A 19,511-nucleotide genomic window follows, 5' to 3' on the forward strand; every position below is an offset into this window, starting at 1 on the left:
GAGGCTGAAATTGCGCGTAAGGCCGCGCTTATTGAGGCCCGTACCGCCCGGGAAACCGCGATGATGGAGCAGAACGGAAAGCTCCACGCCGCGCAAATGAAAGCGAAGGGCGACAAGGCGGCGGCGCGCGGCAAGGCCGACGCGGATCGCTCGCGGTCCTCCGGTTCCGGTATGGGTGCCGACAAGGGCCGCTCGAAGGGTGGCGGCGGGGGAGGCTCACGCGGCGGCGGTTCCGGCGGTCCGGGCCGGGGCTCGGGAACGAACGGGCCGGGCGGAGGGGCCGGGCGCGGCTCCGGGGGAGGGAACTCCCCCAAGGGTGCCGGGAAGGGCCCTGACCGCTCCTCTGGGGGGCGTGGGGGCGGTTCCAAGGGCAATGAGTCGTCCGGCGGCCCCAAGGGCCGTCAGAACGGCTCTGGCGGCTCCGGATCGGGTAAGTCCGGTGCGGGCCAGGGCAGTTCGGGCGGATCCGGCAAGAGCGGCTCGGACAAGGGCGGGTCTGGCAAGGGCAGCTCGAAGGGTGACGGCGGCAAGTCGCAGAATGCGCCGGCCTCCAGCCCAGCGGCCGAACGGGCCCGCAGCCGCCAGGAACGCGCCGCCGCCCGCCAGGCCGCCCGTCAGCAGCGGCGCAGCGCCGACCAGGCCGCCCACCTCGCCGACCGCAGCAAGGACCGCGACCAGGACCGCGCCAACCGGCAGGCGGAGCGGGAGGAGCGCCGCGCGGCGAAGGCCGAGCGGAAGGCCGCGAGGAAAGCGAAGCGGGAGGCCGCGAAGGCCGCCGAGGCCGCGAAGGCCGCCGAGGCCGCGAAGGACGGCAGGACCGAGGACTCCACCGGCAACAAGGACGCCGACGCCACGACCAAGAAGAAGCCCAAGGACAGCCCTGAGGCACCCTCAGGCGGCCCGGAGGGCGACCCCGTGGCCAAGGAGTCGGAGGACGGCAAGAAGGGTGGCGAGGAGCCGTCCGATGGCTCCGGCGACAAGGGCCCGAAGGACGGCACTGGGACGGACGACGGCCCCGAACCGGGCGACAACGAGCGGTCCTTCAAGGAGCGCCTCAGAGACATCTTCACCGAGCCCGATCAGGACGCCCCTGAACCGGAAGAGCCCTCAAGACTTCGGCCGGAGGACCTCGGAGTCACGGTCGACAGCCCCGGCCGCCCAAGCCGCCCCCCGAAGCCCGAACCAGCAGAGGAAGACATCCCGGACGCGGTCATCGTCGACGACCCGGCCGACCCCTTCCGCGCCGGCGTCTCCAGCCCGGCCGGCCTGCCACCCGCACCCGAGCCGCACACCCAGCGGCCCGGCACTACCCGGCCCACCGCACCGACTGCACAGGAGGACTCTGTGGCAACCCACGTCAGGAAGGCCGCGTCCGGACTGGGGGCGCAGCACCGCACCGACATCACCTTCGAGGAGTACCTGACGGAGATCGTGAATATCGCGCTCGCCGCCGCACTCGACAAGGACCGTGCCCAGGACCTGGCCGTCGCGCTCGGCAAGGTCGCCGACGCGCTGCGGGACATGGCCACCGACCTGGGCGGTGACCACAACATCGCCACCGTGGTCGTCGACAAGGTCACGGACCTGGCCGACGCCGCGACGCGCATGAAGCAGCTGGCCGAGCGGTGCGCCGCCGAGTGCGAGGTGGCCTCCGAGGCCGCCCGGATCGCCGCCATCTCGGTCGGCCGGACCTACGGCGAGGACATCAAGGCCATGGACGACGCGGGCCTGGCCCACGCCTCCGCAGCCACCCACCACTAGAAGAAGGGGAAGTCTGCTGATGAGCGACATCCTGCCCCGCACCGGCGGCGGTGCCGCCGCCCGGACGGACGGCGACCACCGGTACAAGAGCGTCCAACGCAAGCTGAAGACGCTGTCCAAGGCCATGGACATGGCCGGGGACGAACTCGAACAGCTGCTGCGCGGCATGCGCTTGAACGCCCAGCGCGCGGAGGGCCTGGCCGTGGACATCGCCAACGCCCAGCTGGACCGCAAGTTCATCGCGATGACCAGCCAGGTGTCCGTCGCCCTGGGCGGCGCCGCCGCCGAGGTCCAAAAGCTCCACGAGACGGCCAGGGAGGTTTCCTCCCTGGCCCACGGCGCGCGGCGTACGCACGCGCGGCTGTACGAGGGCCTGGACACCGTCCGCTCGGGGCGCAAGGAACGCACCCCCAAGCCGGGCTTCTTCGCCCACTGACCCCTCAACTCACCCGAGAACCCCTGATGGGCGGCCCGCCACCGACGGCGGGCCGCCCATCGCATTCCCGAAGGAGAAACACCTGTGTCCGTGCCGCGCAGCGTCGCTCTGGAGCGCACCCTCTACACCCTGGCCGCCCCGGTCCTCGCCGCGGCCCCGAACCTCGCCCCCGACAGCCCCGTCAACACCGTCATCACGCTGGCGGGTGCCGCGGGTGTCGGCGGCTGGTTCCTGGCCCGCAGGAGCGAGGAGCCCGGCGCGGGCCGCAAGATCCTTCGCTGGGCCCCGCTCGTGCTGGCTGCTGCCATCGACGTCACGGTCAAGCACACCCCCGGATGGGGCCCGTGGTGCATGGACGCCCTGCTCGCCGCCGCGTGGGCGGCGGCCGGCTGGGTGGTGCTGCCGCTCTCCCGGCACGCCCGCCGTCACCACCGCCCCGCCCTCGCTGCCCCGTCCCTCGCGCCCCAGCCGCAGGCCGCCGCACCCGAGCGCCCTGCGGCGCAGCCGGACGACGGCGCCGACCGCTTCACCCGCCAGGTCCGTCGGCTGTGGGAGAGCCGCGGCATGCCCGGCCGCACCGTCGTCGTCACAGCCACCCCGCACCCCGGCATGCGACACGACCTGTCGCTGCTGCTGCGCGCTGCCGAGGCCGGACGGCCCATCACCGGTCTCAGGGAGGAGGACGTCGCCGCTGCGTTCGAAGTCGACGTGGCCGATGTGCACATCGCGGAGGTGCCCCGGCAGCGCGGGCGCGGTGGCGGGCCCGGCTGGAAGGAAGTCCACGTCACCCCGGACCTGGCGGAGCGGCGCCGCGAGGCCCCCACCGTCCACGAGTGGTGGGCCGACCGGATCGGCGCCGCCGGCGGCCCCATCCCGGGCTCTCAGTTCGTCAAGGAGGTCCGCGACCCCGCCCGCCAGGTCACCCACTACATCGCCCAGGTCCCCGACGAGATGGGTGAGCCGCGGGTCAACCAGCACGCCCTGGCGGCCGTGTTGAAGACCAAGTACGACGAGGGCCGGCTGTTCGTCACCGTCGACGGCAGTCAGGTCCTGGTCTCCCTGTGGGACAGCAGCCCGCTCGCGCAGGTCTTCCCCGCAACAAGGGAACTGCTGACCCCGGACAAGGACGGGCGGTGGGTGACCGGCTACCTCGGCAACGGCCAGCCCGCCCGCAACCGCGTCTACACCGACCGGGGCGCCGCCCACGGCCTGTTCGTCGCCCCGTCCGGCGGCGGCAAGACCCAGCTGATGGGCCTGCACGTCGCAGCCGACGCCCTGTACGGCGCCGTCGTCATGCTGGCCACCGAGGCACCGGACGAGAAGACCGCCGCCCTGGGCAGGCACACCGCCCGCTACGGCGTCGGCCCGCTCTACATGCTCCGGCTCCTGCGGGTCCTGGTCGCGCTGATGGAGATCCGCGGCGAAATGCTCTGGGAAGACGGCCAGGTCCACGAGTGGGACCCGGCCCGGCCGGGCTGCCCCTACCGGATGCTGTCCGCGTACCTGGACGAGTTCCTGTCCGCCGCCCGCGACGGCCTGTACGGCGCGGAGATCATGGACCTCGCGGAGCTGGTGTCGGTCAAGGGCCGCAAGTACGGGGTCGGCATCAAGGTGGCAGGCCAGTCCGTCTACGTCCAGGACGGGTTCACGCAGCTGCTGTGCGAGAACCTCCGCGAGAACTGCATCCCCGTCGTCTTGAAGGTCGCGCCGAAGAAGGTCGGTGACATGTTCAAGGCTCTCGGTATCCCGTCCGAGTACATCCCCGACCCCCTCCCCCGCTCCTTCTCCCCCGAGGAGGCGGGCCGGATCGAGCGGGTGATGCGGGGTGAGCCCGAGCCGCCCGCCAACTCCAACACCGGCGGCGCCGGCTGGATCATCGAGGGCAAGCAGCCCGACGTCCTGCGCACCCTGTTCATGGACTTCAAGGCCGGTATCGACGACTACTTCCCCGACACCACCGCCACCCTGACCGAGTACGAGATCCGCGAACTCGAAGCACGGGACCTGTGGTTCGACTGGAGTGTCCCGCCCCGGCCCGGCGAGTTCGGCGACGAACCGGATGACGAGGACGGCGACGACGCGCCCAAGAAGGGCGGCGGCAAGCCCCGCAACGGCAGCAAGTCCGCCGCACGCCGCGACGCGGTCACCTCCCCCCGCCAGGCCCTTGAAGCCATCAAGCACCTCTCCAACACCTGACCCACACCCGCACCCACCCCCGCAGGGCCCGGCCGCACCGGCCGGGCCCTGCCCACACCCGCAAAGGACACACCGCCCGTGGCCGTATCGATCTCCGCAGTCGTCCTGCTCGGCATCGTCGTCTTCGTCCTCATCCGAGGCGGCTCCGTACGCACCTGGCCCGCCCTGGCCTGCGCTGGGTTCGGCTTCTTCCTCGCCTCCACCGGCGCCGCACCCGTCATCACCGACGCGATCAGCGCCGTCACCGGCTGGATCTCCAGCATCTAAAAACCGCCCAGGCCGCCAGCGTCGAAGGCCGCCACCCACCCCCGCGCCTTCGACGCCCAAGGGAGCCCCGATGCCCCAGACCCGCACCGCCCCCGCAACAGACCACACCGCGACCACCGCAGCCCCCGAGCCGCCGACGGAACTGTCCCTTGAGGAACGCCTGGCATTCATCAACGCGGCGATGACCGTCCGACTGGACGAAGCCAAGGTCGCCTACGAGGTCAACACGGCGCACATCGAGACCGGGCCCGTGGACCTGGCCGACGTTGTCACCGTGCCGCTTACCCCGACGCTCCAGCCGCCGGATTCCTACCCGACCCCGGTCGCCTCCCTTCTGCAGCGCGCCCACCACCGGCTGCTCACCGGCGGCTGGTGCAAAGACGTCCTGGTCGACACGGACGGCGCTCGCTGCATGCTCGGGGCCATCCGGACCGAGGCCCGCGGCGACAGCGGCCTGGAAGCCGCCGCGGCCGCCGTGCTCCTGGACGCGATCCGACGCAAGTTCGGCGACGACGTCGACTCCGTACCGGGCTTCAACGACTCACACGGCACCGCGCGCGTCCCCCTCCGCATGCTCGGCCAGGCCGCCGACCTCGCCAACACCCGCCGCCTCTGACGCCCCGATCCGGACCACCTGCCTCGCACCCGAACCCCCTACGGGCCGGGCGCGGGACAGGCCGCCCGGCCCGCACCGCCCCTCACCTCACCTCACCTCACAAGGAGATGCCCGACCGTGGCCGACAACAACAACCGAACCCCTCACATCCCCAACCCACGCCATGAGCCCCCGGCCACAGAGCCGACCGAACCGAAAGACCCGCAGCCGGCTGCCCTGCGCGAGTGGTGGACCGCCGCCTGGGACGACGGAGGCGTCCTGCACAACCGCTGGGAAGACCTGCGCCGCGCCCCCGAGCTGGGCTGGCACGGCATGGCGACCTGGGTGAAAACGGTGCTCGGACTCGCCGGGGTCTGTGCGGTCATCATCCTGCTGGACGGCGCGACTGACGTCCTGGCCGACGCGATGCGCCGCCTGCTGACCGCCGTACCGCACGTCCAGGTCGGCGCCACCACCTCCGACAGCGTGTTCGCCGTGGTCGACCAGCCGATCCGCTCCTACATCGCCGCCCACGCAGCCACGCTGCCGATCAGCGCCTCCACCGTCTATACCGTCTGGCAGGTCGTCGGCCTCTTCGGCCTGATCGGCGGGTTCTTCCGCAGCAGCGGAGCCCGCCTCACCTGGACAGCCTGGGGCGCCGCCAGCATCGCCATGGTCTACAGCACCTCCCCCGCCGACGGCCGCACCATCGCCACCGGGCTCGCCGTCCTCGCCTGGACCGCCGCCTCCACGATCGCGCTGCGCGGACTGACCCTGCGCCCAGAGGTCTTCATCCACAACGCCGGGCACCAGATCGAGCCGCACCTCCACCTCCCGGCCCCGGCCGCCCCGGACGCGGAAGACACCCCCGACAACGTGCGCCCGCTCCAGAAGCGCTGACCTGCCGCCCTGCCTGGCTCTCGCCCACCGGTGTGGTGGGCGAGGACCGGGCAGGCCGACCGGCCTCACCCTCACCTACCGGAAGGACAAACCAACCATGCCCCACCAGCTGTTACACATCCCCGAACAGCGACTCATCTCTGCGAAGCGGGAGCTCGGACTTCCGGTCGTCGTCGCGATCTGCGGCTCCACCCGCTTCATGAAGCAGATGACGGAGGCGGACTGGCGCGAGACCGCAGCCGGACGGATCGTGGTCAGGCCGGGCTGCAACCTCAAGGAGCCGCACCCGCTGTGGGACACCCCCGCGAAGGTGCAGCACCTCAAGCACGAACTCGGCAAGCTGCACCGGGCGAAGCTCCGCCTCGCCGACGAGGTCCTGGTCGTCGGCGACTCCATCGGGGACTCCACCCGCTCCGAGATCCGCTACGCCCGCGCCCTGGGCAAGCCCGTCCGCTTCACCCACCCCGAGGCCGACCCCGACCCGGAACCCCCACTGCCCGTGAGCACGCACACGATCCGGTTAGCCGGTTCGGATGCCACGGTCTCCGTGCCAGCGGTGGAACCGGTAGCCGGCCTGCACGTGTACGAACTGCCGGCAGAGCTCCGCGGGGAGGGCGACGGCGTCACCCACCCGTGGCGACTCGGGCATCACTCCGGCCGCGCGCTCGCCGCTTTCCCCGACCGGGACGACGCTCTACGCGCCGCCCGCGAGGTGGCCGACCTGGCCGACTGGACCCGCACCCCCGAGGAGCTCAGCGACGACGCCAGCTTCGACCGGGCCGAGTACATCGACCGCATGGAGGGGCGCACGAACGGCCTGCTCATCCCCGCGACGCGGACGGAGGCTGCGCTGTGACGCTGCACGATCCGGTCCGCACCGCGGACGACCTGTGGCGCAGGCTCGTCGAGCACCAGCCCGCCATCGCGGCCGCACTCGCCATGCAGCTACGCGAGCTGCCCGAGGACTGGCCGCTGCGCGTACTCGGCTACGGCCGCCCCGAGGCCGCGCTCACGCAGTCCCCGTCCGCCCCCGAGCACCGGGTGGAGGTCGAGCCGTACCGCACCGACCCGGAGACCTGCGCCGCCTGCAGCGAGGCCGGGTACGACTTCTGCCGCTACCACAAGGGCGTCTCGGACGGGTACCAGATGCTCGGCCAGCCGCTGCTGGACGCGGTCAAGCTCGACGCGGACGTCACGGTCCGCACGGTTCTACGGCGGCTCTCCGACGCCGAGGACGCCGCGGAGCGCGGCGAGCTGGCCGACGCCGTCGCCCGGCTGACCGAGGAGGCGCAGGGATGACGCTGCGCTGCGGGTGGATGTCCCGCTGGGCGGGCCGGAGCCGGAGGTGGGGCGCACCGGAGCTCCTGGCCCTGAAACCGCCTCACCCGGTGCCGACACGGAAGTCCCGGTCCACCGAGCCTCGCCCGCTGGCGGCGTTCGAGCTGGCGGGCCGGGAGTGCTGGCGGTGCGGCGAACCCCCGGTGGAGGGCACGCACGCCTGGGACGACCGCGGACCCTTCCAGCTGCTGTCCACCCACACCTTCACATGCACGAACGGGCACGGCTGGAGGAACAGCACGGACGGGGGCTGACGTACGGCCGCCATCATCCGCACCACCGGGGTGCATGGCTCAGCCACGACGCTCGGCCCAGCCGGGTCCACCTCGACCTGCGGCCGCCCTGCCTGGTCCTCGCCCGCCCGACGCGGCGGGCGAGGACCAGGCAGGCCGACCGGCCCGCCCATCCACCGAACCACCGGAGGAACCCGTGTCCGTCACCACCCGTATCGCTGAGATCCGAGCCCGCGAGCAGGCCGCGACCCCCGGCCACTGGGGCACCCACTACGACGGAACAGGCACCTACTACATTGCCGCCGGCCTCCGCCCCACACCCGCCGGGACGGTGAGCGACGCCGTCGTCGCCGAGGTCCGGGGCGAGCCCGGCGACGAGCAGACGTACCACGACGCCCGGTTCATCGCCGACGCCCGTGAAGACCTCGCAGTGCTGCTGAATCGCGTGGACGAGCTGGAAGCAGCGCTGGCCGCCCGTCGGACCATTCCGCAGCCGGAAGCTGCTGCCGCACCGGCCCAGCCCACCGGCTGGGACCAGGCCACCTTCCGCTGCGGCCAGTGCGGGACCGTACACACCGCGGCCACCGAAGCCGAATACCTGCGCCTCGTAGGCGACCACCAAGCCGCACATGAACTGGCCGCCCGGCTGGACCCGGTCGAGCGCCGCGGATTCGCCTCGGTCCTCCGCGTGATCCTCACCGCCCCCGGGCTCGGCGCCGAGTTCCTGGCGCTCGTGGACCAGCAGGCCCGGCAGACCGCCGACGAACCGCCGTTCTAACCAACCCCCGGACGGGCCACCGGATGCGGCGGCCCGCCCTGCAACGACAAGGAGAACCACCACCCATGACCTCCACGGCCCCCCCTCCCCGCATCGACAAGAACATGGACGACGCCTGCACCTCGGTCACCAGCGAGATCAGCCGCACGGACGGCAAAGCATCCTTACTGCTCGCCTTCAACGGCGCCGCCCTCGCCGGACTCGCATCCGTCGCCGACAAGGAACTGCCACTGCCCACCAAGCTCTTCGGCACCGCGGCCGTCCTCGCCCTGGGCATGGCCGCCGTGCTGCTGCTCCTGGTCGTCCGGCCCCGCCTCAGCGGCGCCGACCGGGCGTCCTTCCCGTACTGGGCGCGGCTCGACGAGGACGAGATCCGCGACCGCATGCAGAGCGACACCCGCGCCGCCCGCATCCAGGTCCTGTCCGCGCTCGCGGTCAGCAAGTTCCTCTACCTGCGCCGCGCGGTCGACCTCAGCCTCGCCGCGCTGACCCTGCTCGCGCTGGCCGCCGCCGGCGCCGCGCTCTGACGAATCAGCGACGCCACTCCCCCGAGGTCCCGACCGAATCCTCGGCCGTGCTGTAAGCACCGGCCAAGCCTCGCCCTCGACCGCGAAGCGGCCCTCTCCTCCCGGACAGTTCCGGGAGGAGAGGGCCGCTTTTTTGCGTTGAGGCGGGGGGTCTCGACGGCCCCGGCTATTACTCAGTAATAGCCGGAGGTCGAGTACCTGCGCCCCAGGTGGCTATTACTCAGTAATAGTTCGCGCCTCCGTGGTGCGCTCCAGGAGCAGCTCGGTGAGCTGTGTCAGGTCGTCGCTCGGCAGGTAGCGGGCGAGGTCGTCGGCGATCTGGGCCGGGGTGTGCAGCGTGACCACTGGCTTCTCAAGGCCATTGCCGATCGTGGCAGCGACGGTAGTGCTGTCCTGTTGGACGGGAATCCCTGGCGCTGCCGCAGACTCCAGCCCGGTTCCTGGCCCTTCCACGCTCGCGGGGCCCGCGTCCGGCACCGGAACCTCGCCCTTGTTGGCGCGGGCCTCCAGCTGGCGTGCCCGGGGCAGGCCGGCCACTCTCAGGGCGAGATGGATGTCGTTGAGCTTCCCGCCGTCCAGCTCCGACTGCAGTGCTGGGACCAGGCTGTGCAGCGCCTCCTCTGCCGCCTCCTGCTCGTCGCTGGGCAGCTTGGCGAGCAATGCCGCACGCTTCACCTTCAGCTTCCCGGCGAGCACCAGCTCCTGGAGGGAAGGCGTGAGCTTCAGCAGCGCGACGCGCTGCGAGACGAACCCCTGCGTTTTCCCGATGCCGCTGGCCACCACTGTCTGCGACAGCCCTTGCCCGGCAGGCGGCTTGAGTGTGAGGACGCTCAGCGTCCGGGCTTCCTGCATGGCGTTGAGGCCGACCCGCTGAAGGTTCTCCGCCACCGCCCATACCAAGGGGTTCTCTGCCGCGTCGTCGTTGACCAGGACCGGCACGTCCTCGCAGCCCGCCAGCCAGGCCGCGTGCAGACGGCGGTGCCCCGCCACTACGACATACCGGCGATTGACCGCCTCCGCATGCTGCGGATGGCGCGCGACGAACGCCTCGCGGGTGCAGACCGTCAGCGCCTGAGCCACACCGATGCTCGACACGCTCTTCTTCAGGCCCTGGAACTCGGGGTCGTTGGGGTCGATGTCGCCGCGCGGGTTGTCCGGGTTCGGAGACAGGTCAGCCACCGAGACCCGGAAGTGCGCCGAGACGACCGCGGCCGCGCCGACGGACGACACCCGGCCCGTCCTGGTGTCGCTCGCTCCGAGCCGGGCGGCCTGCGCCTCCTCCCACTCGCGCATCTCCCGGTCCTCATCACTCTCCACCCCGGCAGCCAGGCCGTAGTGATTGAGGATGTCGTTGCGCGACGGTTCGTCAGGGCGGGTTTCCTCGCTCTGGTAGCGGGGCACATCGTCCTTCTTGCTCATGCGGCCAGCTCCTTCGCGATGCCGCGCAGCCCATGCACCAGCTCACAGTCAGGCGCCCACTCGAACAGCGGCTGATGACGATCCGTCGCATCACGCTGCTCCTTCAAGTCCCCGAAGACGTGCAGCACGCCGGGGCTCGTGCGCTCCTCCCACTCCTCCCGCTTCATCTGTACCGACGCCCCGCGGCGCGCGTCGTAGGCGTTCACGATGAACCCGATCTCGTCCACCTGGACCCGGGTCATCTTCATCAGCTGGCGACGCTGACTGTCGAAGAGGTCGTACGCCTCGAAGGACGGAGTGTCCGCCCACACCGGCATCAGCACCCCGGACCGGTCGGCGAGCTCCCCCTCGCGCCGCTGTACATAGTGCATCGCAATATCCATGGACAGTCCCAGGCTCGGAGGACCGTCCAGGATGACGATGTCGTAGCTCTTCTCGACCGGCTCCAGAGCCCTGGCAAGGGATTCCTCCCGACCCGTGCGCATCGAACTCATCACCGCGTCGAACAGGAACGCGTCATTGCACGCCGGCAGCAAGTGCAGGCGCCCCTGGAAACGCTCCTGCGGCAGTGCCACGATCGACCTCCGCAGATGCCGACGGGCCTTGCCCAGCATGTGCTCCAGCAGACTCGCACCGCTGTCCATCGCGATCAGCTTCTGCCCCAGACGCCGCGTCATGTGGCCCTGCGGGTCGTAGTCGATCAACAGAACCCTCAGACCGAGCTCCGCGAACGCCTGCGCAAGACCAGCCGCCACAAAGGACTTCCCAACCCCGCCCTTCTGCAACGCGACCAAGATCCGCTGCACCGGCTGTGCCAACAGCCGCTTGGCCGGAGACGGATGCTGCAGCAGCCAACGGCTGATCGCCTGAGCAATGCCCTGAACCTTGGTGATCTGGCGACTGTCGCACTCAGCTGAGAACCGGGCGACACCCCCCGCCGGAAGGTACGTGCCCCAGGACTTCGCGCCCTTCACCTCTACCTGCGGCGCTCCCTGGTCGTCATACCAAAGAGCAAGGGCATGGGTGGCGGCGTCCGAGACGTTCATGCCCCGCTCCGCAGCCCGGATCTTCAGATCACGCCGTAGCTCGGGCGTGAGATTAACGATTAGTTTTTCTGCGGTTTCTTCGTGGTCGTTGGCTGCCATGCGGGCAACTTACCAGCGACCAAATCACGAGTACGGGAGGCATGCCCGACTTCAGGATCCAGCGGCAGGCGCCTGGCGACAGTGCCAGGGTGGGGACATGGACGACCAGGTAACCCGCCGTACGCCCCGTCACGTCTACGGCACCGACCACGACGACCCCAACCCCGGCCCTCAGCCCGGCCGCACGTACGTGGAACTGGTCGGCGGCGCGCTCGACGGACAGCTCCTCGATGTCACTGGCTGGACCGAGGAGCAGCGGGCCGGCGGGGCGTACCTGATCACCGAGGCCGGGCGGTACGGGGCGGGCGGCCGGGCCGACTACGAGCAGCGGCCCGGCTCACCGGGCCTGTGGGACTGGCGCGGCGACGTCCCGTAGCGATCCTGGTCGGCCGGGGTTGCGCGGCTAACCCAGGGCTGGGTTAGCCTCCGGGTCACGCTGCCTGCACCCACTGGTCAGCGATCGGCCGTAGCTGCCGCACGGTCCGGCTGCGGCGCTGCCGCCACGTCACCGCGGACACACCGGCCGCCTCCGCGCTCTCCCGCGCCCCGGCCCGGGACTCGTCCGCGATCACCCGCGCCCGCACCACGTCGAGCAGGCCGGCGGCCACGGCCCACACCAGCAGTTCGACCAGCTCGCCCCGCGCACCGTCCGGGACTTCCTCGGCCTGCAGCAGCCCGGCCTCGGCGGCCTGCCGTCCGAGGACCGTCCGCCAGACAACCCCCGCCGGATCATCCGCCGCCACATCGCCGGAGACGACCGCGGATTCGAGTACGGGGTGCCACGGCACCGCCTCCGCCTCCGTATCCGCTCTCAGTTCACGGCTCGCCATGTGCAGCGTCTCCAGGAGCAGCGTCGCCGCGACCCCGCCCTTCCGCCACATCGGATACCGCCGCACGACCTGATACAGGCAGGAGACGACGACCTGCCCCGTCTCGTCGAAATCCCGGCCGGCCCGCAGCCGCTGCGTCAGCCGCACCGCACCCGGCAGCATCGCCTGCACCACCACCCGCGCCGCCAACTGCCCCTCGTCGCCGTCGCCGGCCGCCCGCTCCAAGAGCGCCCGCATCCACCGGTCACTGTGCACACGCCCCCGCACCCGGTCCCGGCACTCCAACTCCACCAGCAGCTCCGCCAGGCCGTGCGCCCGCTCGTCCTCGAGGACTACCCCGCCCTCGCGCAGCCAGCCCAGCACCATCTCGGCGCGGCCGGCTCCGGCGCAGACCAGTGCCCATTCGGCGTCCAGCGACTCAAAGACCCGTGTTCCAGTCACGACAGCTCCCCGTTCGGTGATGCCGTGAACTCTCCTCAGCGCCCCTGCCCCAAAAGCTGACCCAACTCCCCGAATGCGCAGGTCACAGGGGTGCCCAAATGCTGACCCACGGTGTATCCCGCGTGCCTGCGCTGACCCACGGCCGTAACGGCGGAGTTGGGCCCGTCAGCAGGGGCTTGCGCGCCTTGCCCATCACTGCCGCACCCTGCTGCCCGGCACCACGAATCAGTCGCACCTCTGACCCAATTGCTGACCCAGATCACAAAGTTGCAGGTCAGCGCTTCTCGATTGAGCGCCCCACCCAGGCAGAGTTGAGCCCCCAACCGGGCTTGCGCTGCTAACCCCCGGCTTGGTCATCGTGCTGCCACCACCCCGCGACGCCCGCCGTCAAGCACTCGCGAATCCGCTCAACCGCCCCAGGAAACGGGGCCGGATCGGATTTTCGCGAGAACTGGATCGGCCGGCCGTCAGCGCGGACTGTTGCCACCGCGCTCACCCGGAGCGCACCTACTCAAGGAGATTTCGTGTCCTCGCTCGCCCTGCTGATCCTGCTCGCCGTGGTCCTGGCCCTGGTCCTGGTCGTCGTCATCGTCCTGACGATGGGCGGCCTCGCCTACGTCACCCGCCGCCACCCGTCCCTCACGCAGCCGTTGACGGTCGCCATCAGCGGCGCTGGCCTCCTGGTCGCCGCCCTTGCCGCCGTCGCCGCCGTCGTCGCCGTCGTCCTCGGCACCCGATGACGCCGCACACCGCCCGTTCCCGGGCCGGGCCTGCGGCCACCGGGCACCCGCCCCGGGCCCCGCCACGGGGCTGCACCAGCAGCTGGATCGGTCCGACGGGCGGGCGGGTCAGTGATCGGGGTCGCTGCCCTGATTCCCTGGGCGCGGCCGGTAGCCTGGCGTCAGACGGACCGATCACAGCGCCCACCGCTCCTCTCCTCTGCGGCCGGTTGCCCAACAGGTTGTCCAACAGGTTGCGCAACAGGTTGCCTCACCCGTTGCTCAACAGGTTGCTCAACAGGTTGCGAATGCTCCTGCCCCCGCCGCCGCTGCGCCGCAGGTCACCGCCCGTGGGTCAGCACCCCGCCGATCCCGACACCTCTTCCTGACCACCAGGAAGAGGCAGTTCGCTCTCCTCGGGCCGGGTGGGCAAGCCTGTCAGGGCAAGCCTCGAAGCGGCACGGCAAGCCCCGGCCGCAGGCTTGCCCGCGCGGCCGGCAGGACTGTGGCTCGCTGGGCCACAGTCCGGGGATCCAGCTCCTGCACGCCGGGCGGGAGTTGTACCGACGGTTGTTTCTACCGTTGGCTGCACCGGGGGACCGGGAGTTGCATCGCAGGTACTGCCGGAGGTGGGAACCCCCCATTTCCCGGTTGGCGTGTTCTCGCAGGTCAGACCCTGCGGGCAAGCCGTTCTCGCGCACCGACACCTCTAATTCGATAGCTATTAGAGGTTCTGGATCTCTGACAGGCCCGGCGGCGGTGTCTGCTGGGGCAGGACGTGTGTGGTCCGGTCGGTGCTGTGGTGACCCCTACGACACCTCCGACCGATCAGGTCTGTGGAAAGACCGGTGGCGCTGGGTGCCGGCCGGTCCTCGCACGTTCTGCCCTCATGGGTCCGTCGAGTTCGGGATCCTCGGTGGATGAGCTGCCGCACGGTGACGCGTTTTTCCTCACGAGCTTCGAGCTCTGGACACGGCGTGCGCCCGTGCGGTCCGGCGGTGCCGCGCACGGCTGATGAGGTGGCGGGCCTTGGAGCCCTGGAATTAGTGCGCCGTGCGGCCCCGCGTGCTCGCGTTCGAGAACAGCACCGGCGAAGGGGCGGGATCCATGGACGTGTACTGCGGGATCGACTGGGCGGAGGGACACCACGATGTCGCGATCATCGACAACACCGGCAAGCTGCTGGCCAAGTGCCGGATCGACGACGACCTGGACGGCTACCAGCTGCTGCTGGACCTGATGGCCGATCACGGCGACAGCGCCGAGACGCCGATCCCGGTGGCGATCGAGACCAGCCGCGGCCTGCTGGTCGCCACGTTGCGGACTGGGGCCCGGCAGGTGTTCGCGATCAACCCGATGGCGGCCTCCCGCTACCGCGACCGGCACGGAGTGAGCCGCAAGAAGTCCGACCCGGGCGACGCCTTGGTCCTGGCGAACATCATCCGCACCGACATGCCGATGCACCGGCCGTTGCCCGCCGACAGCGATCTGGCCCAGGCCGTCGCCGTCCTCGCCCGCGCCCACCAGGACGCGGTCTGGAATCGGCAGCAGATCGCCAACCAGCTCCGCTCGCTGTTGCGCGAGTACTACCCGGCCGCCCTGGAGGCATGGCGGCACAAGGCTGGCGGACTGACCCGGCCCGACGCGCGGAAGATCCTCGCTGCGGCGCCGACCCCGGCCACGGCCGCCGAACTGCCGCTCTGGAAACTCAAGGTGATGCTGCACAGCGCCGGACGCAAGCGCGGCATCAACGAGGACGCCGAGAGGATCCAGACGCTGTTCCGGCAGCCGACCGCCCGGCAGTTGCCCGCAGTCGAGGAGGCCATGGGCATCCAGGCCAAGGCTCTGCTGGTCCAGTTGAACGCGGTCTGCAGGGCCGTTGACGAGCTCGCCAAGGCGGTCGAGCGGGCCTTCCGCACCCACCCCGACGCGCCGATCATGCTGAGTTTCCCCGGCATCGGCGCACAGGTCGGTGCCCGCCTCCTGGCTGAGATCGGTGATGACCGCACGCGCTTTGCCACCGCCGGCGGACTGAAGGCATACGCGGGCGCGGCGCCCATCACCCGGGCGTCTGGGAAACGCAAATACGTCGGGCGCCGGTTCGTGAAGAACAACCGGCTCAACCACGCGGGATACCTCTGGGCCTTCGCCACCCTTACTCACTCGAAGGGTGCCAACGCTCATTACCGACGCCGACGGGAGGCCGGAGACTGGCATGCCCAGGCCCTGAGGCACCTGTTCAACCGGATGCTCGGGCAACTGCACCACTGCCTGCTGCACCGCTGCCACTTCGAGGAAGGCACAGCGTTTCCCCCACCTGTCCCCACCGGCTGAACCGAGCCTCAGGAGCCGATGTCCCGGGCTTCGTAGCCTTCCAGCCCAAGGGCCAGCAGGGGCGGCACCAGTGCGCGGAGGTACCAGCTGACATCGGTGAAGCCAGCCGAGCCTGGCAGGCTCCGCCGGTTAATGGTGGGGCTAAAGCTGCAGGCTGTGCGGTGCGGGAAGAAGAGGAGCTGACCGCCAGTGCCCGCTTGCGCGTGGTAGACGCAGACGGCGACGTGGTACTTCGCAGCATGCTCGGGCGCGTCCAGGAAGGCCAGGACCTCCCCCGTGTGGTCGTTGGTGGTCGACTGCCAGTCGTACAGGTCATTGTCGTTGACCATGTACGAGAGCGGCTCCTCCAGCGACCACCCTGAGGTGGCCAGAGCCTCGACGATGGTCCCGACCGTGATTTCTCGCGCAAACGTGAAGTCGATGTCTGCGGTTCTGGACGACACAGAGGCTCCTGGTGAGGCGATCAGCGGCACCGCATCGTCGCCGATGGCGTGGAAGGCTGTCGATTGATTTGACGGCTTAGCTGCATGAGGTGTCTTTGTGCGCGATAGCCGTACCAAGAGGCTGGGCGTACGGGGCGGGCGGCGTGGCCGTTTGCTCGGCAACCTGCCCCAACTCCCGTAACCAGCCCTGCGCTGCGCGTTACGGTGATCCGGATCTTGTTCGCAATCGCACGGGGGTCTCGATGGTGACGGCACGGCAAAAGCGCGGAGCACGCGGGCCGGTGGCGCTGTGCGGCGCGGTGACGGCCGCTCTCCTCCTCGCTGGATGCGGAGGCGGCGAGGATGGTGCGAAGCCGGCTGCTGCCCCTCCAGCCGCCTCGGTGACGTCTGCGCCCGCGACGTCGGCGGCCGACCCGCACGCGGCGGAGAAGACCGCGGTGCTCGCCTCGTACACCTCCATGTGGGGCGAGCAGATGAAGGCGTACCGGAAGGCGGACGCCAAGGGCACGGACCTGAAGAAGTACGCCGCGCTCAACGCGCTGTCCAAGTTCGAGGCCGACCTGGCCCACATGAAGAAGAACAGCACCGTGATCCGAGGCGACCTCGGGCACAGCCCGAAGGTGACCGCGGTCGACGCGGCCGGGAAGCTGCCCAAGGCCACGATCCAGGACTGCGTGGACCTGGCGAAGTGGCAGACCCTCGACACCAAGACGGGCAAGCCGATCCCGCTGCCCTCGGCCCAGCCGCTGCGGTACGTGGCGACGGCGACGGCCGAGAAATGGCCGGGCGGCTGGATGATCACCGACTACGCCCCGGACGGGGCGCGCACGTGCTGAGACGGGCGGCGGCGGCCGCCGTGGTCCTGGCGGGCGTTCTCGCCCCGACGGTGGTGCTGGCCGACGACGGGACGACGGTCGGCAACGACCCCGGGTGCAGGGGCTCGCTGCTGTCGGTCACGGTCTGCGCGTCGGACAGCAGCGGCACGGGCAGCGGTCCGGGCCCCAAAGCAAAGTCCGTCGGCAAGCGGGGCTCGGGTGGCTCGTCGGCCCCGGCCCCCAAGTGCACGTACGAGAAGGCAGACCCGCAGCCCCCGGCGGAAAATTTGGCCTGGGACGGCAAGACGCCCAAGGACGGCGCCATCTACCGCGTCTGGTGCGAGGGCGGCAGAGTCGGTGTCACGTTCGTGCCGAACGGCGCAGCCGGCCCGGCCGCGCCGACGATCGACCCCGAGCTGGTGGCGCGCCGCGCGGTCGACTCCATGCGACTGGTGGGCCCGAAGGTGGCCAGCCCCCGCACGGCGGGGCGGTACGTGGTCGGGATGCCGATGTGGATGTGGGTGACCCCCTCGACGTCGTCGTACGGACCCGCGACCGCGAAGGCGACGGCCGGCGGCGTCACCGTCACCGCCACCGCGAAGGTGTCGACGCTCCGGTGGGACATGGGCGACGGCACCACCGTCACCTGCCATGGCCCCGGCACCCCGTACAGCGCCGACCAGGGCAAGACCCTGTCCCCGGACTGCGGCCACCGCTACCAGCGCTCCGCACAAGGGCAGCCGGACGGCCGCTACAAGGGCACCGCCACCGCGACCTGGACCGTCGAGTGGACCGCCCCCGCCCTCAACGACGGCGGCACGTTCACCGAGACCCGCGAAACCGCGTTCGGCGTGCGGGTCGGTGAGGTCCAAGTCCTCAACTAGGCGGCCCGTGGTCGGGGCTGTGGTCGGGTCTGTGGTCGGGCCCGACCACGGGCCGACGTAGACCGACCACAGCCCCGACCACCGCAGGCCAGGGCCCACACGCTGCTCCTGCACCACGATCCCGGCCTCCAGGGCGGCCGGAGATGCGCTGCCCGTACGATGGCCGGCGTGACCGTCCGCCGCGCCCTTGGCTCCGGCCCTCAGGCTCCCGCGCCCAGCATCCGCGCCGCCCAGGCCGACCTGCTCGACACGCTCCCCGGAGAGCGTCTGTCCGACCTTGACGAACTGCGTGCCCGAGGCGTACTCGGCACGCGCCCGGCTGCGCCCCCGTCTCCGCGGCGGACCCTCGGAACCGGCGGCCACGCCGACGAGGAACAGCCCCACCCTTCGGCCTGAGGAATCGGCTGAGATCTGCTTCTTTCCCGGCTGGGCCAGTTCGGCCCAGAGTTCTCCTGCACTTTCTCTTGCACTTTCTCCTGCATCATTCCTTGCACTATCTGTTGCCCCCTCTCTCCGGGACGTCGTGTGTTTATGCAGGTCACCATGCCTGTAAAAGCGTGGTCGGGGTGCTGACATCCCCTCTGCGTACCCCCCTGCCGCCCGACTACCGAAATGGAGAGGGTGGAGGGCGGGGCGGGCGGAGCGCCTCGGGGATCGGCGGCCGGCAAGTCCCTCTCGCGCGTCGGCGGGGCCGCGCGCGGGCCGGGTCTGCTGCCCGGCCGTGGAGTCGGAGTGCTGGCTGTGCGGCCGACGGCGGCCATGGGATGTTCAGCGTGTCTGCGTGGGCCCCCTGGCGGTCCGCGGTACGTTCAAGGCGCACGACTGAGGCACCACTGAAGCGCTGCGCATAGCAAGACCGTCAGCCGTCACGCTGCTGACAATCTCCTCGGTTGTCGCACACCGAAGTCCCCTCCGTTCGGAGGGGACTTTCGTGTTTATCGGGCGAGATTGGGGAGGGGGCCCGTGCTGATTCCTGAAAAGAGCGGGGTTGGTTTTTGACGCACTTTCGGATTTCGAATCCAGTTCCATTCTGGTGCTCAAGGGATGCCTTTTCTGATGGTGGGTGAGTTCGGGGGAGTGGGGTTTTTGAGGGTGTGTGAGGCGGCTCAGGGGGTGCGTGCTGATTCCCAATCTCATCTGGGGTCAGGTTTTGACGCACTGTCTGGGTGGGCATGGTGGGGGAGAGTTCCGGGTGTCCGGCCCGACCCTCACGTTCCGTCACATTCCGCCCCGCCGAGGCCACCCCTCCACCTAGCCAGCCGCCCGCGTAGCGGGCTCTGAGCAGCCACGGAGTGGATGCTCACGTGGTCGGTGCGAAGCTCCGACCACGACCAAGGGTCACGGAGTGACCCGGCAACCCGGGCCGCAGGCCCGATACCGCGCGGAGCGCGGTGCCTGCTTTTCCGCCGCGTAGCGGCGGCGCGTCGCGTTCGCGGAGCGAACCGCGCGA

Annotated in this window: 20 protein-coding genes and 1 pseudogene; 17 read left to right on the forward strand and 4 right to left on the reverse strand. The window is 70.6% G+C overall.

The genetic code is table 11. The annotated features are described in order from the left end of the window. Window positions 1-60: 60 nt before the first annotated feature. From ACIRJP_RS36460 to ACIRJP_RS36510, 11 genes and pseudogenes are all read left to right on the forward strand, one after another. A complete protein-coding gene (locus ACIRJP_RS36460) occupies window positions 61-1,761 on the forward strand; it encodes an ATP/GTP-binding protein (RefSeq protein WP_404183979.1) in 1,701 nt (566 codons plus the stop codon). 19 nt (window positions 1,762-1,780) lie between these two features. Continuing rightward, window positions 1,781-2,197 carry a conjugal transfer protein TraB gene (locus ACIRJP_RS36465; RefSeq protein WP_404183982.1) on the forward strand — a complete coding sequence of 139 codons (417 nt, stop codon included), beginning with the start codon at window positions 1,781-1,783 and terminating at the stop codon, window positions 2,195-2,197. 84 nt (window positions 2,198-2,281) lie between these two features. Beyond that, window positions 2,282-4,393 carry a chromosome segregation protein ParM gene (locus tag ACIRJP_RS36470; RefSeq protein WP_404183985.1) on the forward strand — a complete coding sequence of 704 codons (2,112 nt, stop codon included), beginning with the start codon at window positions 2,282-2,284 and terminating at the stop codon, window positions 4,391-4,393. Between the two features lie 78 nt (window positions 4,394-4,471). After that, the gene (locus tag ACIRJP_RS36475; protein WP_404183988.1) at window positions 4,472-4,660 is read left to right on the forward strand and encodes a hypothetical protein; all 189 of its coding nucleotides are present in this window, start codon (window positions 4,472-4,474) and stop codon (window positions 4,658-4,660) included. 70 nt (window positions 4,661-4,730) lie between these two features. After that, the gene (locus ACIRJP_RS36480) at window positions 4,731-5,276 is read left to right on the forward strand and encodes a hypothetical protein (RefSeq protein ID WP_404183991.1); all 546 of its coding nucleotides are present in this window, start codon (window positions 4,731-4,733) and stop codon (window positions 5,274-5,276) included. A gap of 117 nt (window positions 5,277-5,393) precedes the next feature. Continuing rightward, the gene (locus ACIRJP_RS36485) at window positions 5,394-6,155 is read left to right on the forward strand and encodes a hypothetical protein (RefSeq protein WP_404183994.1); all 762 of its coding nucleotides are present in this window, start codon (window positions 5,394-5,396) and stop codon (window positions 6,153-6,155) included. 97 nt (window positions 6,156-6,252) lie between these two features. Beyond that, a pseudogene (locus tag ACIRJP_RS36490) lies at window positions 6,253-6,636 on the forward strand (hypothetical protein); the annotation flags it as partial. A 371-nt stretch (window positions 6,637-7,007) separates the two neighbouring features. Next, window positions 7,008-7,454 carry a hypothetical protein gene (locus ACIRJP_RS36495; protein ID WP_404183997.1) on the forward strand — a complete coding sequence of 149 codons (447 nt, stop codon included), beginning with the start codon at window positions 7,008-7,010 and terminating at the stop codon, window positions 7,452-7,454. Next, a complete protein-coding gene (locus ACIRJP_RS36500) occupies window positions 7,451-7,747 on the forward strand; it encodes a hypothetical protein (protein ID WP_404184000.1) in 297 nt (98 codons plus the stop codon). Before ACIRJP_RS36495 ends, ACIRJP_RS36500 begins: the two co-directional genes overlap by 4 nt. A 175-nt stretch (window positions 7,748-7,922) precedes the next feature. Then, window positions 7,923-8,504 (forward strand): hypothetical protein, encoded by a 582-nt coding sequence (locus tag ACIRJP_RS36505; protein ID WP_404184003.1) that lies wholly within the window; start codon window positions 7,923-7,925, stop codon window positions 8,502-8,504. A gap of 65 nt (window positions 8,505-8,569) precedes the next feature. Then, window positions 8,570-9,031 carry a Pycsar system effector family protein gene (locus ACIRJP_RS36510; protein WP_404184005.1) on the forward strand — a complete coding sequence of 154 codons (462 nt, stop codon included), beginning with the start codon at window positions 8,570-8,572 and terminating at the stop codon, window positions 9,029-9,031. Between the two features lie 216 nt (window positions 9,032-9,247). Here the strand turns inward: ACIRJP_RS36510 and ACIRJP_RS36515 are convergent, their stop codons facing one another. Together ACIRJP_RS36515 and ACIRJP_RS36520 are read right to left on the reverse strand one after the other, a co-directional pair. Continuing rightward, window positions 9,248-10,450: a ParB/RepB/Spo0J family partition protein gene (locus ACIRJP_RS36515; protein WP_404184008.1), complete on the reverse strand. Its 1,203-nt coding sequence runs from the start codon at window positions 10,448-10,450 to the stop codon at window positions 9,248-9,250. After that, window positions 10,447-11,595: a ParA family protein gene (locus tag ACIRJP_RS36520; protein WP_404184011.1), complete on the reverse strand. Its 1,149-nt coding sequence runs from the start codon at window positions 11,593-11,595 to the stop codon at window positions 10,447-10,449. Before ACIRJP_RS36520 ends, ACIRJP_RS36515 begins: the two co-directional genes overlap by 4 nt. Window positions 11,596-11,692: 97 nt before the next feature. Between ACIRJP_RS36520 and ACIRJP_RS36525 the strand changes: the two genes are divergently transcribed. Then, a complete protein-coding gene (locus tag ACIRJP_RS36525) occupies window positions 11,693-11,971 on the forward strand; it encodes a hypothetical protein (RefSeq protein ID WP_404184014.1) in 279 nt (92 codons plus the stop codon). A 55-nt stretch (window positions 11,972-12,026) separates the two neighbouring features. On the opposite strand, the gene ACIRJP_RS36530 is transcribed toward ACIRJP_RS36525, so the two are convergent. Further along, window positions 12,027-12,866 carry a hypothetical protein gene (locus tag ACIRJP_RS36530; protein ID WP_404184016.1) on the reverse strand — a complete coding sequence of 280 codons (840 nt, stop codon included), beginning with the start codon at window positions 12,864-12,866 and terminating at the stop codon, window positions 12,027-12,029. A 524-nt stretch (window positions 12,867-13,390) separates the two neighbouring features. Between ACIRJP_RS36530 and ACIRJP_RS36535 the strand changes: the two genes are divergently transcribed. Both ACIRJP_RS36535 and ACIRJP_RS36540 read left to right on the forward strand, forming a co-directional pair. After that, window positions 13,391-13,606 (forward strand): hypothetical protein, encoded by a 216-nt coding sequence (locus tag ACIRJP_RS36535; RefSeq protein WP_404184018.1) that lies wholly within the window; start codon window positions 13,391-13,393, stop codon window positions 13,604-13,606. A gap of 1,086 nt (window positions 13,607-14,692) precedes the next feature. Continuing rightward, window positions 14,693-15,919: an IS110 family transposase gene (locus ACIRJP_RS36540; protein WP_404184021.1), complete on the forward strand. Its 1,227-nt coding sequence runs from the start codon at window positions 14,693-14,695 to the stop codon at window positions 15,917-15,919. 8 nt (window positions 15,920-15,927) lie between these two features. On the opposite strand, the gene ACIRJP_RS36545 is transcribed toward ACIRJP_RS36540, so the two are convergent. Beyond that, the gene (locus ACIRJP_RS36545; protein WP_404184024.1) at window positions 15,928-16,362 is read right to left on the reverse strand and encodes a hypothetical protein; all 435 of its coding nucleotides are present in this window, start codon (window positions 16,360-16,362) and stop codon (window positions 15,928-15,930) included. 380 nt (window positions 16,363-16,742) lie between these two features. Between ACIRJP_RS36545 and ACIRJP_RS36550 the strand changes: the two genes are divergently transcribed. From ACIRJP_RS36550 to ACIRJP_RS36560, 3 genes are all read left to right on the forward strand, one after another. Then, a complete protein-coding gene (locus ACIRJP_RS36550) occupies window positions 16,743-17,198 on the forward strand; it encodes a hypothetical protein (RefSeq protein ID WP_404184027.1) in 456 nt (151 codons plus the stop codon). After that, window positions 17,192-18,061, forward strand: coding sequence for an ATP/GTP-binding protein (locus ACIRJP_RS36555; RefSeq protein ID WP_404184030.1), 870 nt, complete (start codon window positions 17,192-17,194; stop codon window positions 18,059-18,061). Before ACIRJP_RS36550 ends, ACIRJP_RS36555 begins: the two co-directional genes overlap by 7 nt. Before the next feature lie 168 nt (window positions 18,062-18,229). Next, window positions 18,230-18,457 (forward strand): hypothetical protein, encoded by a 228-nt coding sequence (locus ACIRJP_RS36560; protein ID WP_404184033.1) that lies wholly within the window; start codon window positions 18,230-18,232, stop codon window positions 18,455-18,457. Window positions 18,458-19,511: the final 1,054 nt, after the last annotated feature.

Origin of the sequence: Streptomyces sp. NPDC102437 (assembly GCF_044765565.1) — a bacterium.
In the GTDB taxonomy this organism is placed as follows: domain Bacteria; phylum Actinomycetota; class Actinomycetes; order Streptomycetales; family Streptomycetaceae; genus Streptomyces.

Excerpts from the sequence above, each read along its gene's own strand:
- ACIRJP_RS36520 (WP_404184011.1), bottom strand. The coding sequence starts at position 11,595 with ATGGCAGCCAACGACCACGAAGAAACCGCAGAAAAACTAATCGTTAAT.
- ACIRJP_RS36480 (WP_404183991.1), top strand. The coding sequence starts at position 4,731 with ATGCCCCAGACCCGCACCGCCCCCGCAACAGACCACACCGCGACCACC.
- ACIRJP_RS36510 (WP_404184005.1), top strand. The coding sequence starts at position 8,570 with ATGACCTCCACGGCCCCCCCTCCCCGCATCGACAAGAACATGGACGAC.
- ACIRJP_RS36465 (WP_404183982.1), top strand. The coding sequence starts at position 1,781 with ATGAGCGACATCCTGCCCCGCACCGGCGGCGGTGCCGCCGCCCGGACG.
- ACIRJP_RS36540 (WP_404184021.1), top strand. The coding sequence starts at position 14,693 with ATGGACGTGTACTGCGGGATCGACTGGGCGGAGGGACACCACGATGTC.
- ACIRJP_RS36500 (WP_404184000.1), top strand. The coding sequence starts at position 7,451 with ATGACGCTGCGCTGCGGGTGGATGTCCCGCTGGGCGGGCCGGAGCCGG.
- ACIRJP_RS36460 (WP_404183979.1), top strand. The coding sequence starts at position 61 with ATGATGGAGCAGAACGGAAAGCTCCACGCCGCGCAAATGAAAGCGAAG.
- ACIRJP_RS36515 (WP_404184008.1), bottom strand. The coding sequence starts at position 10,450 with ATGAGCAAGAAGGACGATGTGCCCCGCTACCAGAGCGAGGAAACCCGC.
- ACIRJP_RS36525 (WP_404184014.1), top strand. The coding sequence starts at position 11,693 with ATGGACGACCAGGTAACCCGCCGTACGCCCCGTCACGTCTACGGCACC.